The sequence below is a fragment of the Candidatus Chryseobacterium colombiense genome, assembly GCA_029203185.1.
Classification (GTDB): Bacteria; Bacteroidota; Bacteroidia; order Flavobacteriales; family Weeksellaceae; genus Chryseobacterium; species Chryseobacterium colombiense.
In genome coordinates, this window is record CP119310.1 from 2213658 (window position 1) to 2229316 (window position 15659).

A 15659-nucleotide genomic window follows, 5' to 3' on the forward strand; every position below is an offset into this window, starting at 1 on the left:
AAAAAATTCTTCGTTATTTTGCAACCTCAAATATTATACAAATAAGAACATCGAGATATGTCAAGAATTTGCCAAATAACAGGAAAGCGTGCAATGGTTGGTAACAACGTTTCTCACGCTAATAACAAAACGAAGCGTCGTTTTGAAATTAACTTATTGGAGAAGAAGTTTTACCTTCCGGAGCAAGATAAGCACGTAACACTGAAAGTATCAGCTCATGGATTGAGAGTGATTAACAAGATTGGAATCGAGGAAGCTATTGAAAGAGCTACTAGAAACGGATTGATTAAAAAGAATTAATAAATCATGGCAAAAAAGGGAAATAGAGTTCAAGTAATCCTTGAATGTACAGAGCATAAAGAAAGCGGAGTAGCAGGAATGTCTAGATACATCACTACTAAAAACAAAAAGAACACTACAGAAAGATTGGAGCTTAAGAAGTACAATCCGGTTCTTAAGAAAGTTACCGTTCACAAAGAAATTAAGTAATTTAGAAAATATAATTTACCATGGCAAAGAAAGTAGTAGCAACCCTACAAACTGGGTCTAAAAAAATGACTAAAGTTGTGAAAATGGTTAAGTCATCTAAGTCAGGTGCTTACGTTTTCGAAGAAAAAGTAATGAATGCAGACGAGGTAGACGGTTATTTGAAAAAATAATCTACACTTTATTTACAATATAAAAAACTACTCAGCTTTTGGGTAGTTTTTTTGTTATCTTTGCTCTAAAGACAGATAACACAACATCTTATATTATAAAATTCTATGAGTTGGTTTAAAAATATTTTTAAAAAAGAAGAAAAAGAAACTTTAGATAAAGGATTGGAAAAATCCAGCCAGGGATTCTTTGAAAAAATGACGAAAGCCGTAGTCGGCAAAAGCAAAGTAGACGATGAAGTCCTGGATGATCTTGAAGAAGTACTTATCGCATCCGATGTGGGTGCCTCTACAACCATCAAAATCATAGAAAGAATCGAAGAACGTGTTGCCCGCGACAAATACGTTAGCGTAAATGAACTGGATAAAATTCTTCGTGAAGAAATCTCTGGTCTTTTGCTTGAAAACCCTCATGCAGGAACAGGAAATATCGACGCTTCTAAAAAGCCATATGTTATTATGGTTGTGGGAGTAAACGGAGTCGGAAAAACGACAACAATCGGAAAACTAGCCCATCAGTTTACTACTGAAGGAAAAAAAGTAGTTCTAGGAGCTGCAGATACCTTCAGAGCAGCCGCTGTAGATCAGCTAGTGATCTGGAGCCAGAGAGTCGGAGTTCCTATCGTAAAACAGGAAATGGGATCAGACCCTGCTTCTGTAGCTTTCGATACTGTACAAAGTGCCGTTGCTCAAAATGCAGATGTTGTCATCATTGATACAGCAGGAAGGCTTCATAATAAAATCAATTTAATGAATGAGCTTTCCAAAATCAAAAGGGTAATGCAAAAGGTTATTCCCGATGCTCCTCACGAGATTTTATTGGTTCTTGACGGATCTACCGGACAAAATGCTTTTGAACAGGCTAAACAATTTACCGCTGCAACAGAAGTGAACGCCTTAGCTGTAACAAAGCTTGACGGCACCGCAAAAGGCGGAGTTGTGATTGGTATTTCCGATCAATTCCAAATTCCGGTAAAATATATTGGAGTGGGCGAGAAAATGCAGGACCTCCAATTATTCAATGGTACGGAATTTGTTGATTCGTTCTTCAAGAAAAGATGATATTTATCATGTTTTCCCTTAAATTAGCAAAATTCAATTTCATAAATATTAACAATTAAAAAATTTGCAACTATGGGAATTTTAACATGGATTTTATTCGGACTTATTGCTGGAGCAATCGCAAAAATGATCATGCCGGGAACTCAAGGAGGAGGATGGCTGATTACAATTATTTTAGGAATAGTAGGAGCTTTCGTGGGAGGAGCTATTGGAGTGTATATTTTACATTGGGGTGATGTCACTTCTTTCTGGAATCCAAGAAGCTGGATTTTAGCAATCGGAGGAGCACTCATCGTACTCTGGATATACGGAATGGCAACGAAGAAAAGCAGCTGAAAAAATTAGTATAAAAAAAATAAAGCGGCGGATTTGAAATTCAAATCCGCCGCTTCTGTACAATATATAATTTAGTTAATTTTAATCTGATAGGGCATCTCCATTTTCACTTCAGACTTCAGCTTTTCGTTAGTAATCTGCTCAAGAATTTCATAATTGGCCTTCCCTATTTTATTTTTAATCAATCTTGCAGAAATATCATCTTCATTCATATCATCAAAAATCTGCTCAAATGTTGTTTTTTTCTTCGGATAAGATATTACTCCATAAGATTTCAATCCGGCCTTTTGCGCCGCAAATTTCACCGCATCATCCAATGTCCCTAAATCATCTACCAAACCAATTTGTTTAGCTCGTACTCCACTCCAAACTCTTCCTCCTCCTACATTATCAATCTGCTCAAAAGTCTGCTTTCTGTTTTGTGTCACAAAATGAACAAATCTTTTATAAGTTCCTTCAACACTTCTGGTAACCTGTGCAACACCATAAGGTGTCAATCCATTCAAAGCAGAGTAATAAGCAGAATTCGCATTCGTAGCTACAATATCGGAACGTATCCCATTTTTATTTGCGATCTCTTTATAGTAAGGCATTACTCCAAAAACACCAATCGAGCCCGTAAGCGTATTTGGTTCAGAATAAATTTTATCAGCAGACATAGCAATGTAATATCCTCCCGAAGCTGCATAATCTCCAAATGATACTACTACCGGTTTTACTTTTTTAAGTTGTTGAAGTTCATGTAAAATTTCATCTGAAGCATTTGCACTTCCTCCCGGAGAATTAATTCTGAAAACGACAGCTTTTACCTTATCATCATTTTTAAGCTCCTGGATATATTTTACATATTTTTCCGAATAAATATCCCCGTATTTATCTCCATTATTGATAGAACCCGAAGCGTAAAGTATAGCGACTCCATCACCTGATTTGTCTTTGTCAGAATATGAATTAATGTAGTTGGTAATAGACACTTTATTCAGCTTATCCTCTTTGGAAGAGCCAATCTTGGATTTGATAAAATCATCATATTCTGATTTCTGAATTAATTTATCTACCAATTTATATTTTAAACTCTGCTCCGGGATCATTCCGTAAAGACTATCCACTGCAGTTTTAAACTGATTAGCATCTATTTTTCTGGAAGCCGATATTTTGGCAGCTGTATTGCTCCAAATATCATTAAGCAAAGTACTTAACTGTTCTCTGTTTTCATCGGAAATATCATTTCTAATAAAAGGTTCTACAGCAGATTTAAATTTACCATGTCTGATTACCTCTATTCCGATCCCGTACTTATCAGCAAACTCTTTAAAGAAAGTAACCTCAGTAGAAAGACCTTTCAAATCGATCATTCCCGAAGGATTTAGAAAATACTGATCCGCCACAGATCCTAAATAATAGGTAGATTGAGAAACTCCATTTCCATAAGCGTATACAAATTTTCCGCTTTTCTTAAAATCCTCTATGGCAGCTCTGATATCATCAAGCTGAGTAATTCCTGCATGTAAGTTATCTGTCTCAATACTGATCCCTTTAATATTATCATCAGTTTTAGCTTTCTTAATAGCCTCTAAAACATCATACAACAATATACTTTTATTCTTATCTCCTACATTAAATATACTGGTTTGCTCTTCTGTAGGACTATCTAAAATATCTGTTTTTAAATTAATTGTTAAAACTGAATTCTTTTTTACCACTACAGATTTTTCTCCACTCATCGCACTGAAGAAAACAACGACTATAAAAAAGAAAAAAAACACGGCACATAGTATTACAAATGCAACTATATTTGCCAATACATTTTTAAAGAAACTCTTCATAAAATTTATATTTAAACAATATGTCGCAACATACTGCCATTTTGTTACTCGGAAGTAATCTTGGTGATACAAAAAAAAATATTGAGCATGCTATTGATAAACTCAATCAGGAAGTTGGAAATGTAACAAATTTAAGCGAATTTTTAATTACTGAACCCGTAGAATTTGTTAGTTCTAATATTTTTTGTAATATTGCATTAGTAATATGCACACATTTTTCACCAATTCAATTACTTAAACATATCAAAAGGATTGAAAATGAGATGGGAAGAGTACATGATTCTAGCACTCTTGGAATATATACAGACAGAGTAATAGATATTGATATCGTAAAGTTTGACAACCTGAAATTTGTGTCAGAAAAGCTAGAAATCCCTCATCAGAAACATCTTTTTGAAAGGGAATTCTCTAAGATAATCTTAAAAGACTTTATCTAAAACATAAAACATATTGTATGAAATTAGGTTTATTATTATTGGCTGCATTGCCTATTGCAACATATGCACAGGACAGTATTGCTGTTAGTTCCTACGATCAATACCCTAATACGTTCTCTTCTGGTTCTGCCAATGTACAGCCTTTCAACAACAAAGCAAGAAAATTCAACGACTGGTCTATTTCAGTCGGTGGAGGTGCTGCTTTCATGGTTCACGCTGATTTGAAATCTTTTTATGATAAAAAGGTGAACTGGGGATATAATTCTTATGTGAGTATCGACAAACAGATTACTCATGTTGTAGGAGTTAGCCTTATTTATCAGCGAGGTGAAACAAAACAGAAAGCTCAGCTAGAAGGAGCTACTGGTATTGCCGCAGGAGTTGCGGAAGCTAATACAAAATTTAATCAGATTGCCTTAATGGGAGATGTTAACTTTTCAAATCTTTTGAGAAGAGTTGACAACCTTTCTCCTTACAGATGGGCTTTCCATGGTTATGCCGGTATTGGATTGATGAGTTATAATACATCTTTACATGATAATAATGAATTCAGATGGAGCACCACTCCAGCTAGAGTTCCTTTGTTCATTAAGCAGAAAATGGATCTTAATTCAATCTATTACCAGATGGGTATCGGATTGAAATATAACGTTTCTAAGCTTATTGATATAGAGGCAAGAACAATGTATATTATCAGTGGGGATGATGAATTTGATGGTGGAGGAAACGCAGGACCAGCCGATTACGATCCAACGTCTAAAGTTTCCAAATACAACATGATCAACAAAAGAAGATCTGATAATGCTTGGACTGTTAACTTAGGAGTATCTTTCAAACTAGGAAAACATCTGACTCATTTAGCTTGGTACGATCCGTTGCAAGACACCTATTCTAGAATTCACACTTTAGAAAATACCAATGTAGACTTTGTTGTTTGTGAAAAAGGAGACAAAGACAATGACGGAGTTTGTGATGATTGGGACAGACAGCTCGACACTCCTGCAGGAGCAAGAGTTGACGGAGCCGGAGTTGCTCTTGATATGGATCTTGACGGTGTGATTGATCTTTACGATAAATGCGTAACTGTACCAGGACCGGTTGAAAATGCTGGTTGCCCTAAATAAATAATCATTTAATTAACTAAATAATAAAAATACACTATGAAAATAAGTTTAGCAATTGTAGCATTAGCACTGGCTGTTCCTGCCATAAGCTTTGCACAAGATTCAACAGCAGTTTCGGGTGCAGAAAAATATCCTAATACTTTTTCATCAGGCTCAGCAAATGTTTCCCCCTTCACAAATAAATCTAAAAGATTTAATGATTGGGCTATTTCAGCAGGGGTCGGTGTACCATTAGTTCAATCGGCAGATTTAACATCAATAAAAAATGGTAATGGTAAAAACCTTTTCGGATATTCTGCATATGTAAGTATTGATAAAGCTATTACCCATGCTTTTGGTATTAACTTACAATACGACAGAGGAGAAACTAGACAAGGATGGTTCAATACTAAAAATGCTGCGCCTGCAAATGCATCTGCTTATCAGCAGGTGGGAGCAAGAACTCAATATGATGCAATCTCTTTATTGGGAGATGTTAATATTTCAAACCTATTAAGAAGAGTTGATAACAAATCTCCATACAGATGGGCTTTACATGCTTATGGAGGTGTTGGTACATTAGCCTACAGAGCTTATCAGAAAGATGAGACCGGACAGAGATTGATGACAGAAATTAAACCTTTTAAATTAGGTTCGTTATTTGCCCAAGCTGGTGCCGGTGTTAAATTCAAAGTTAACAGAAGAATTGATATTGAAGGTAGAGTAATGTATGTTATCACTGGTGATGATGCATTTGATGGAGGAGGTGCACCATACAGCGCTATCAACCAACGTGAAGAGCAAGTTTCTGACAACTTCTTTAACGCTACTTTAGGGGTAAGCTTAAAATTAGGGAAACATGAATCTCACTTAATGTGGCATGACCCTCTTCAGGAAGTATACTACAAATTAGATGTTTTGGCTAATAGAAATCAAGATATTGAAGTTTGTAAAAAAGGTGATTTAGATAACGATGGTGTTTGTGACGATTGGGACAGACAGCTTGACACTCCTGCTGGTGCAAGAGTTGACGGAGCCGGAGTTGCACTGGATACAGACTTAGACGGAGTAATTGACCTTTACGATAAGTGTGTGACTGTACCTGGACCTGTTGAAAATGCTGGTTGCCCAGTGGCTCCTGCAACAACCGGACCTGTAACAGATGATACAAGAACTCTGGAAGGAATTGAATTTGATCTGAACTCAGACAGAATCTTACCATCTAACACGCCTATTCTTAACAACGCTGTAAATTATATCAACTCATCAACTGGTACTTATACAGTGGTAGGAGCTACGGATACAAGAGGTACTGATGCTTACAACCAGAAATTATCCGAAAGAAGAGCAAATAATGTGAAAAATTATTTAATCAAAAACGGAGTTGAGTCTGGAAAATTAAATGCAATTGGTAAGGGTAAAAAAGATCTGAAATATCCTGAATGTGACCCTGCTACAAAATGTCCTGAATGGAAAAACAGAGCCAACAGAAGAGTATATTTCGAAGCTAAATAGTAAACTTTCTATTATATTTAAAAGTCACGCATAACGCGTGACTTTTTTTGTTTCAATACTTTCCTTATTTTTACCTTATGATTTCTCCACAAGACCTACAAAAATTAAAATTTGATACTCTGAAATATTTTTGGAGCTATGATACTTTCAGGGATTCTCAGGAAGAAATTATAGACTCCATACTTCATTCAAAAGATACATTGGCCTTATTGCCTACAGGTGCCGGAAAATCGCTGTGCTATCAATTACCCGCCCTTCTACGTGAAGGAGTTTGTCTGGTTATTTCACCGTTACTTGCTCTTATGAAGGATCAGGTCAATCAACTGAAAAGCCGGCAGATTGAAGCAGAATACTTATCTTCCGAGCTCGATGAATTTGATGCAGAAGTTATTTATAACAGATGTAAGGATGGCCTCACAAAGTTATTATATGTCTCTCCCGAAAGATTGACGAATACTCAGTTTTTACAACACATTGAAGAAATACAGCTGTCATTCATTGCTGTTGATGAAGCACACTGTATTTCGGAATGGGGACAAGATTTCAGACCAAGTTATCAAAACATCAAAGAATTTCGAAGAAACAATCCCGAAATTGCCTGTCTAGCTTTAACAGCAACAGCGACACCAAAAGTTTTGGATGAAATTAAATCTAAACTTGAATTAAAAAATCCTACTGTATTTCAAAAAAGCTTCAGAAGAGATAATATCAAAATATTTTCAGAAGAGGTTTCAGATAAATATCAAAGAGTTTTGGACATCTTAAAATATGCTACAAAGTCAGGGATTGTATATGTAAGAACAAGAAAAGATGCGGAACAGCTTACTGAATTCCTCCATAAAAACCAGTTGAAAAATGTTGATTTTTTCCATGCAGGACTTACAACAAAAGAAAAAAATACTAGACAGAACATTTGGAATAACAGCGACCAGCATGTTTTAATATCAACTAATGCCTTCGGAATGGGAATTGACAAAGATAATGTCCGTTTCGTCATTCACTTCTCCCCTTCTCCTTCTATTGAAAATTATTATCAGGAAATAGGAAGAACGGGAAGAGATGGTAAAAAAAGTTTTGCCTTCTTGCTTTGGGATAAGCAGGAACTTTCAAATTTTGATCAGATTTTAAAAAATCAGATACCCAATAAAGCTGAATTTTTAAAAATAATCTCTTATCTCTACTCCATATTTCAGGTGGCTGAATATGAGCTCCCAGAAAAAGTATTTCAATTGAACACGGCCGGAATTCAGAATTTCACAAGATTATCAAAGGCAAAAATTAATAATGTATTAGGTTTTCTTCATAATCAGGAAATTATATATTTTAACAATAATAAAAGTCTTTCCTCACTGGAATTGCTGATGAAGCCCGATGAAATTGATCAGCTCCCTCAAAAAGACGCTTATTTTATTGAACTGTTGCTAAGAACCGTTTCAGGAATTGCCACGCACAAAGTCATGTTCAGTGAGCAGCAGGTAAGCAATAAAATTAATGTAAGCGTTCATTTAATAAAGGAAAGATTAAAAGAACTTCAACAAAAAAATTATATTGAATATGTTGACGGTGCTCTTTCCAGCATTAAATTTTTAAAACCAAGAGACGAAAGAGTTATCAACAGCTCCTACTGGAAGCTTTTTGAACACATTCAAAAAAATAAAATTCAGAAATGGGAGGAAATGAAGTTCTATCTTGAAGACAGTCAATACTGCAAAATGAAGCTGATTCTTTCCTATTTTGGAGAAAAGGATGCTAAAAACTGTAGTAACTGCTCCGTCTGCGAAAAAAAGAAACGTTCAGTTTTCGGACAGAATATTTCTCTGGAAATTATTAATATTTTAGCTAAAAAACCAGCCACGATAGAAGAACTATCCATACAACTGACCTATCATCCCAAAGATAATCTTCTGGAAAATCTTATTTATCTTTTAGATTCCGGAAAGGTAAAGATGCTGAATTTCAGAACATATATGTTAGCTTAAAAATTTTTTCTCATCTGATAGAGTAAAAAAATCTTTTCTATTTAAATTGAATTCTTCACTCACCACGTTTCAATCGAAATGGCAGAAGTAATTTTTAATTTTTAAATCTTTTAATCCTTTAATAAAGAACTTATCTTTGCAATATGAAATCATTGAAAGTAGTTTTTTTAGGCACTCCGGAATTTGCAAAGACTTCCTTAGAAGCCATTCATCAATCCCATCATGAAGTTGTAGGTGTTGTAACAGTTGCAGATAAAGCCAGCGGACGCGGACAGAAAATCAATCAATCTCCTGTAAAAGTTTATGCTGTAGAAAATAATCTTCCTGTTTTTCAGCCTGAAAAATTAAGAAATCCTGAATTTTTAGAGGAACTGAGAAAACTTGATGCAGATGTTTTTGTGGTAGTAGCCTTCAGAATGATGCCAAAAGTTCTTTTTGAAATGCCAAAAATGGGAACTTTCAACCTTCATGCTTCCCTTCTGCCCGATTACAGAGGCGCTGCCCCGATCAATTACGCGGTTATTAACGGTGAAGAAAAAACCGGAGCAACTACATTTTTTATCAATGAAAAAATTGATGAAGGAAATATATTATTACAGGAAGAATTAGCTATTTTACCTGATGAAACTGCAGGAAGTCTTCATGACCGATTAATGGAAATGGGTTCAAAATTAGTGGTGAAGACATTGGATGGATTAGCAGAAAATTCAATTATAGAAAAACCTCAACCTAATGTAGAGCATCCCAAAAATGCTTATAAAATCTTCAAGGAAAACACTAAAATCGACTGGACAAAAACATCAAAAGAAGTTCATCAGTTTATTTTGGGAATGTCACCTTATCCGGCTGCTTTTACAACATTGAAAATCGGAGAGGAAGAAAAAGGACTAAAAGTATTCAGCGGAAAATTCGAACTTTCCAATCATAATAAAACTGCAGGAAGTTTAGATATTTCGAAAAACGAATTTAAAATCTATACAAGTGACGGTATATATTTCCCTTTAGAATTACAACTGGAAGGAAAGAAAAGAATGAACGTGAAAGATTTTCTGAACGGTTTCAGAAACTTCGACGAAATAAAAATGGCTTGATTTTATCAAGCCACTTTCTTTTTTATAATTGAACCATCTCCGTTACCTCAACATCATATCCTCCAACCTGAGGCTTGATATTAGGATTCTGAGTGATTACTTTAAACTTGTTAATTCCAAGATTCTTTAAAATCTGAGTTCCAATTCCGTAATCTCTGTAATTGTAAGCTAGCGTAGGATGCTGTTCCTGACCATCCTGATAATTTAAGAACTGTTGTAGCTTTCTTAATGTATTTTCAGAATTCGAAACATTATTAATGAAAATAATAGCTCCTTTCCCTGCTTCATTTACCATATTGGTTACTTTTTCCAATAAAGGTTTTTCACCGTTATTCAATCTTGTCAGTACATCAAAATAAGAATCGGAAGACTGAACTCTTACCAAAACAGGTTCATCAACAGTCCAAGAACCTTTCGTCAAAGCAAAATGAATCTGATCATTTGAAGTTTCTCTAAAAGCAAAGAAATCAAAGTCTCCGTAAGCTGTTTTCACTTTTCTTTCTTCCAATCTCTCGATCAGGTTTCCTTTTTTAAGCTGATAATGAATTAAATCTTCAATAGAAATGATCTTCATATCATGCTTTTGAGCAAAAACGTGCAAATCAGGTAAACGAGACATAGATCCGTCTTCATTCATAATCTCACAGATTACACCACCCTCTTTTAATCCGGCTAAATGCGTAAGATCGATTGCTGCTTCTGTATGCCCTGCTCTCTTCAGAACTCCTCCTTTTCTTGCACGAAGCGGGAAAATATGGCCGGGTCTCATGAAATCTGTCGGCTTAGATTTTTCATCCATTAAAGCTAAAATAGTTTTCGCTCTATCACCTGCAGAAATTCCTGTAGAAGTTCCATTTCCAAGAAGGTCAACTGATACGGTAAAAGCTGTTTCTTTAGGATCGCTGCTTCTGCTTACCATTACTTCTAATCCTAGTTCATCACATCTTTTTTCAGGAAGCGGCATACAAATTAATCCTCTTCCATGAAGTGCCATGAAATTTATGATTTCCGGTGTTGTTAATTCAGCTGCACAAAGAAAATCACCTTCGTTTTCTCTGTCTTCATCATCTACTACTATGATTATTTTACCATTTTTAAGGTCTTCAATAGCCTCTGGAATAGTATTTAATTTAATATCAGACATTTTTACTTTTTAAATTTATGCAAAGATACTCATAAAAAAAGGCATCTTGCAATTAATCTTATGCTTTGAATATTGAGTTTTTAGCATTTCTAAAAATATGATAAGACTCCAATCTTTTCTGATGATCGTAAATATGAGAATTGATCATTAATTCATCCACATTGAACTTTTCCTGAAAGCTTTTCAGCTTTTCTTCGATCTCATCCTGATCTCCGATTAAAGTATATTTTAACTTCTGCAACACCATTGTTTTTTCCATAGATGACCAAATTTCATCCATATCTTCAACAGGCGGAGCAAAAGGCTTTCTGTCATTTCTTATAATATTAATAAAAGCCTGAAATAAAGTAGTAGAAATCTTGTGTGCTTCCTCGGAAGTTTCAGCTGCAATTCCATTGACACAGGCAATGATGTAAGGCTGATCTAAATAGTTTGACGGTTCAAAATTCTGCTTGTAAATATTAAATGCCATTTCCATTTGTTCAGGAGCAAAATGTCCTGCAAATGCATACGGAAGTCCTAATTCTGCAGCCAGGAAAGCACTGTCTGTACTTGATCCTAAAATATACAACGGAATGTCCAATCCTTCTCCCGGAATTGCACGAACTAAGGCATCCCGATTTTCCTTTGAAAAATATTTTTGTAGCTCCAGAATTTGTCTCGGAAACTGCTGGTTGATAATTGCAGGGTTTCTTCCCAATGCCTGAGCAGTCAATCCGTCTGTTCCGGGAGCTCTTCCCAGTCCCAGATCAATTCTTCCCGGAAAAAGTGACTCTAATGTTCCGAACTGTTCTGCAATCACTAATGAACTATGGTTCGGAAGCATGATTCCACCCGATCCAACTCTTATTTTTTTGGTTCCGTTCGCAATAAAACCAATGAGAACAGAAGTGGCAGAACTGGCAATGCTTTCCATATTGTGATGTTCGGCAAGCCAGAATCTTTTATAATCTAAATTTTCAGTATAATTGGCTAAAGACAAACTGTCCTGAAAGGTATCGTGAATACTTTTCTCCTGCTTCACGGGTGCAAGATCAAGTACCGATATTTCAAAATTTTTCATATTGAGATATTTATTTTTAAAGGAAACATGGAATTTCCTTCGTCGATTTTCATATTTTAAATTTTAGGTATAAAACCAAGCAAATTTAAAACTAATAAATTGCATTAGTTACTTTTTGTAATTGATAGGATGGATTGGTCTGTTCAGGAAAAAACTATTGGAAATTAATATCTATATCAAACTTTTAGTTATAATTTTTTAATTTTAGTCAGTGTTAATTTTCGTATTTATTTTTAATTATGAATTTTTTCTCTAAAAAGACTATTGCTGTTATTCTCTGTGTCGGAATTTTTTCAAATTTCACAGATGATAAAACCTCATCTCAAAATACGACGATCGAGATTTATTCCTTGACGGAAAATATTAATTTAAAAAAATGGAAAAATACAGAATTTCAATACCATTTAGTTTTTGGACTTACAAATCATAATGAAATTAATGAGGAATTTATTCCTAAATTAAAAAAAGCCGGATACAAAATATCTCATATTTCTGATCAGAAAAGTTCAGCAATAGATAGTTTTTTAGCTTCCAAAAAAATGGCTACAATAAATACGAAACTGGATGCAAAAAAATTTTTAGAAACATTATTGTTTTTAAATATCAAAATGAAATAATTAAGATAATTAAACTTGATACAAGTTGCTATGCAAATTCTATAATAAGTAAAAATTCAGAAACAGAAATATTATTGAGTTTTGAAGAGTATGACCAACTTAACCAGCAATTAAAAGAATAAAATGATAATCTGTTTCTTCCAATTTTATTTATTAATATTGCTCTACTAATTTTCAAATCCATGAAATTAAAAATAGCTTATTTATTGATCACATCATTTCTTCTACTAAGCTGTAATTTTAATCAGATTTATAAAGATCGAGAATCTGACAAAGCAGACGGAGAAAAAATTCCGCAAAAATTTTACTGTGAACTTCAATATGGAACCAATCAGGATAATACCTACAAATTATTTGGCGAAAAATTTTTTGAGGTAACAGATAAAGAGAAACTTGATGAGCTACTTAGCGTTGTTACTAAAATCGGACCTGTAGAGACCTATAATCTTTCAAAATGGGAAACTTTGGTTGTAAAAGGAACCAATCCTAAAAGCGAATATCTTTTCACTTATGATGTAAAAAGAGGGAATGAAACAACGCATGAAACTTTTACTTTACAAAAAGACAAAGAAGGTAACATTAAAATTGTAGGATACCACATCAACCAGGATTTATTAAATAAATAGACATAAAAAGGTTTTAATAATCAATGAATTATTAAAACCTTTTTATTTATTTTCCTTTCTCCTTCAAATAAGTAAAATGATTGATCAGAATCCTGATTTCATTAAACTCAAAATCACTTGGTAATGCATTCTTCCACTCGGTTAAGGTTTCTTTTGGATCTTTATAGAAAACATTTTCAAAAGCCTTTATTTTGTCTGATGTAATCACTCTTGAAATATCCAATAAGCCCTGTTCTGCAAACTTCGCCAGATGACCGATCACTGTTTCTTTCACCAATCCTCTTTCCAGCGCGATTTCTGAAATTGTTTTCCCTTGCTCAAATAATTGGAAAGTAAGAACCTGAGACGGAACTTTAGCAATTTTCATACTGATTTCCTTATCATTTTTTTCATCCAGCAATTTCGTCTCCAACAAATGGATCTCTTTTAAACTGTTCAGATATTCTTCCACATCTTCCAGCCAGTTTTTAAATTCCTCATTGTATTGTTTTAACCCTTTTACCCCTTTTATTTCGGCATAGAATTCTTTTAGAGGATTAAAAACTTTATCTCTGATCTCTGTAAAGAAGAAATTAACCGCACCTTTTGTTTTATTTTCAATTTCAGACCATTCCTCCTTCTGTTCAATAAAATTATTGACCTTCTGAGAAATCACTCTTTCTAATTTTTCGAAGATCTTTCCAAGGTTGACAATCTCATGTTTGAGCTGAAGGTACAGCCGATTTGTCTTCACTTTATCAATACTTTTTGCTGTGATGGATAATTTATTCCATTCTTCAACTTCATTCAGCAGCCATTGAGAATCTACCGTACGAAGAACTTTCCTGATACTGTAATCATATTTTTCCTGATTGAGAATGGCTTCTACATTATCATTGGCATGCGTTTCACCCTGAAATTTCAGAATCCTGTTATCCTTAAAAATAACTTCAGGGGTAATTTTCGATTTTAAAACAATTCCTTCCAACGTTCGGCAACGTGACAATGCCACATACACCTGTCCTGCCGTAAAACTTTTCCCTGCGTCAATAATTACTTTATCAAACGTCAAGCCCTGACTTTTATGGATCGTAACTGCCCAAGCGAGCTTTATTGGAAACTGCTCGAAGCTTCCCAAAACTTCTTCTTTGATATTCTTATCGGTGTCCAGGAAATATTTTTTCTGTTCCCAAACTTCTCTTTTTACGGTAATTTCTCTTTCACTTCCTTCTAAAACAACTTTAATTTCGTTTTCATCCAATCCGGAAATCTCACCTAATTTTCCGTTGAAATATTTCTTTTCTCCCGAAATATCATTACGGATAAACATGATCTGAGCTCCTATTTTTAGTTCTAAAAACTGTTCATTAGGAAACTGATTTTCTTTGAATTCTCCAAAAAGTTTAGCTTCATAGGTTTTAGTATCAACTTTTATTTCCGTCAGTTTTTCCTGATTGATTTCATCCGCCATTTTATTGTGTGAACACAGGTAAACGTAGGATTCTTTTCCCATATCAAAATCAGGATCGTATCTTTCATTCAAATGACCAAAATCGATATTGGCAACATCTCCATCACGGATTGCATTTAAGATCGCCAAAAATTCTTCGTCGGATTGACGGTAAACTTTTGTTAATTCAATGGTAATTAATGGAATTTCTTTGATGGCTAAACTGTCAAAAAAGAAAGGAGAATTGTAATATAATTTTAAGATATGCTCATCTCTCACTACCGGCGGAAGCTGATACAAATCTCCGATGAACAGCATCTGAACTCCACCAAAACGTTGATTATTTCTTCGGATAAACCGTAATGAAAAATCCATCATATCCATCACATCCGCACGAAGCATTGACACTTCATCAATAATAATAACCTCAACTTCTCTTAGCAATTTAAGTTTATCTTTACGGTATTTAAAATGAGGCATCAGATCGGCAATATTATTTGCCAGGCTTGTATCAATCCTTTCGGTGGTTGGTAAAAAAGTCCTCAGTGGCAGTCCGAACATCGAATGAATGGTAACTCCACCTGCATTAATTGCAGCAATTCCCGTAGGAGCCACTACAATATGCTTTTTACGTGTACGCCTCACAAAATCATTAAGGAAAGTCGTCTTTCCTGTTCCCGCCTTCCCTGTTAAAAATACACTTCGGTTGGTATGCTCTATTAAGTCAAAAAAATGATTGTTCATCGCTGTCAAAATTACGGAAAATGTCGTTAAG

General features: G+C 34.6%; 16 protein-coding genes. 12 read left to right on the forward strand and 4 right to left on the reverse strand.

All coding sequences use genetic code 11. The features are described from left to right. The first annotated feature begins 57 nt into the window (after positions 1–57). The 5 genes from rpmB (at position 58) to P0Y62_09875 (ending at position 2054) form a co-directional block, all read left to right on the forward strand. On the forward strand, positions 58–300 hold the full coding sequence (rpmB, locus tag P0Y62_09855) for a 50S ribosomal protein L28 (GenBank protein WEK68177.1): 243 nt from the start codon (positions 58–60) through the stop codon (positions 298–300). 6 nt (positions 301–306) lie between these two features. Continuing rightward, positions 307–489 (forward strand): 50S ribosomal protein L33, encoded by a 183-nt coding sequence (gene rpmG, locus P0Y62_09860; GenBank protein ID WEK68178.1) that lies wholly within the window; start codon positions 307–309, stop codon positions 487–489. Positions 490–509: 20 nt separating this feature from the next. Further along, complete coding sequence (locus P0Y62_09865; GenBank protein WEK68179.1) at positions 510–659, forward strand: DUF4295 family protein; 150 nt, start codon at positions 510–512, stop codon at positions 657–659. 105 nt (positions 660–764) lie between these two features. Continuing rightward, positions 765–1718 carry a signal recognition particle-docking protein FtsY gene (ftsY, locus tag P0Y62_09870; GenBank protein WEK68180.1) on the forward strand — a complete coding sequence of 318 codons (954 nt, stop codon included), beginning with the start codon at positions 765–767 and terminating at the stop codon, positions 1716–1718. 72 nt (positions 1719–1790) lie between these two features. Continuing rightward, the gene (locus P0Y62_09875; protein WEK68181.1) at positions 1791–2054 is read left to right on the forward strand and encodes a GlsB/YeaQ/YmgE family stress response membrane protein; all 264 of its coding nucleotides are present in this window, start codon (positions 1791–1793) and stop codon (positions 2052–2054) included. 71 nt (positions 2055–2125) lie between these two features. On the opposite strand, the gene sppA is transcribed toward P0Y62_09875, so the two are convergent. Then, positions 2126–3880 (reverse strand): signal peptide peptidase SppA, encoded by a 1755-nt coding sequence (gene sppA, locus P0Y62_09880; protein ID WEK68182.1) that lies wholly within the window; start codon positions 3878–3880, stop codon positions 2126–2128. A gap of 20 nt (positions 3881–3900) precedes the next feature. Here sppA and folK point away from each other — a divergent pair, with 20 nt between their 5' ends. The 5 genes from folK to fmt all read left to right on the forward strand — a co-directional run bounded on the left by folK (position 3901) and on the right by fmt (position 10005). Next, the gene (folK, locus tag P0Y62_09885; protein ID WEK68183.1) at positions 3901–4317 is read left to right on the forward strand and encodes a 2-amino-4-hydroxy-6-hydroxymethyldihydropteridine diphosphokinase; all 417 of its coding nucleotides are present in this window, start codon (positions 3901–3903) and stop codon (positions 4315–4317) included. 17 nt (positions 4318–4334) lie between these two features. Beyond that, positions 4335–5441 (forward strand): OmpA family protein, encoded by a 1107-nt coding sequence (locus tag P0Y62_09890; protein WEK68184.1) that lies wholly within the window; start codon positions 4335–4337, stop codon positions 5439–5441. A gap of 36 nt (positions 5442–5477) precedes the next feature. Beyond that, positions 5478–6935, forward strand: a complete 1458-nt coding sequence (locus P0Y62_09895) for an OmpA family protein (protein ID WEK68185.1) — start codon at positions 5478–5480, stop codon at positions 6933–6935. Positions 6936–7012: 77 nt separating this feature from the next. Continuing rightward, positions 7013–8914, forward strand: a complete 1902-nt coding sequence (locus tag P0Y62_09900) for a RecQ family ATP-dependent DNA helicase (GenBank protein WEK68186.1) — start codon at positions 7013–7015, stop codon at positions 8912–8914. 143 nt (positions 8915–9057) lie between these two features. Next, the gene (fmt, locus tag P0Y62_09905) at positions 9058–10005 is read left to right on the forward strand and encodes a methionyl-tRNA formyltransferase (protein ID WEK68187.1); all 948 of its coding nucleotides are present in this window, start codon (positions 9058–9060) and stop codon (positions 10003–10005) included. Between the two features lie 22 nt (positions 10006–10027). On the opposite strand, the gene ribB is transcribed toward fmt, so the two are convergent. Both ribB and P0Y62_09915 read right to left on the reverse strand, forming a co-directional pair. After that, positions 10028–11149, reverse strand: a complete 1122-nt coding sequence (gene ribB, locus P0Y62_09910) for a 3,4-dihydroxy-2-butanone-4-phosphate synthase (GenBank protein ID WEK68188.1) — start codon at positions 11147–11149, stop codon at positions 10028–10030. 58 nt (positions 11150–11207) lie between these two features. Beyond that, positions 11208–12212 (reverse strand): LLM class flavin-dependent oxidoreductase, encoded by a 1005-nt coding sequence (locus P0Y62_09915; GenBank protein ID WEK68189.1) that lies wholly within the window; start codon positions 12210–12212, stop codon positions 11208–11210. Positions 12213–12451: 239 nt separating this feature from the next. Here P0Y62_09915 and P0Y62_09920 point away from each other — a divergent pair, with 239 nt between their 5' ends. Next, positions 12452–12829, forward strand: a complete 378-nt coding sequence (locus tag P0Y62_09920) for a hypothetical protein (GenBank protein WEK68190.1) — start codon at positions 12452–12454, stop codon at positions 12827–12829. Positions 12830–13011: 182 nt separating this feature from the next. Continuing rightward, positions 13012–13455 carry a hypothetical protein gene (locus tag P0Y62_09925; protein ID WEK68191.1) on the forward strand — a complete coding sequence of 148 codons (444 nt, stop codon included), beginning with the start codon at positions 13012–13014 and terminating at the stop codon, positions 13453–13455. 46 nt (positions 13456–13501) lie between these two features. On the opposite strand, the gene P0Y62_09930 is transcribed toward P0Y62_09925, so the two are convergent. Further along, positions 13502–15628 (reverse strand): helix-turn-helix domain-containing protein, encoded by a 2127-nt coding sequence (locus tag P0Y62_09930; GenBank protein WEK68192.1) that lies wholly within the window; start codon positions 15626–15628, stop codon positions 13502–13504. Between the last annotated feature and the right edge of the window lie 31 nt (positions 15629–15659).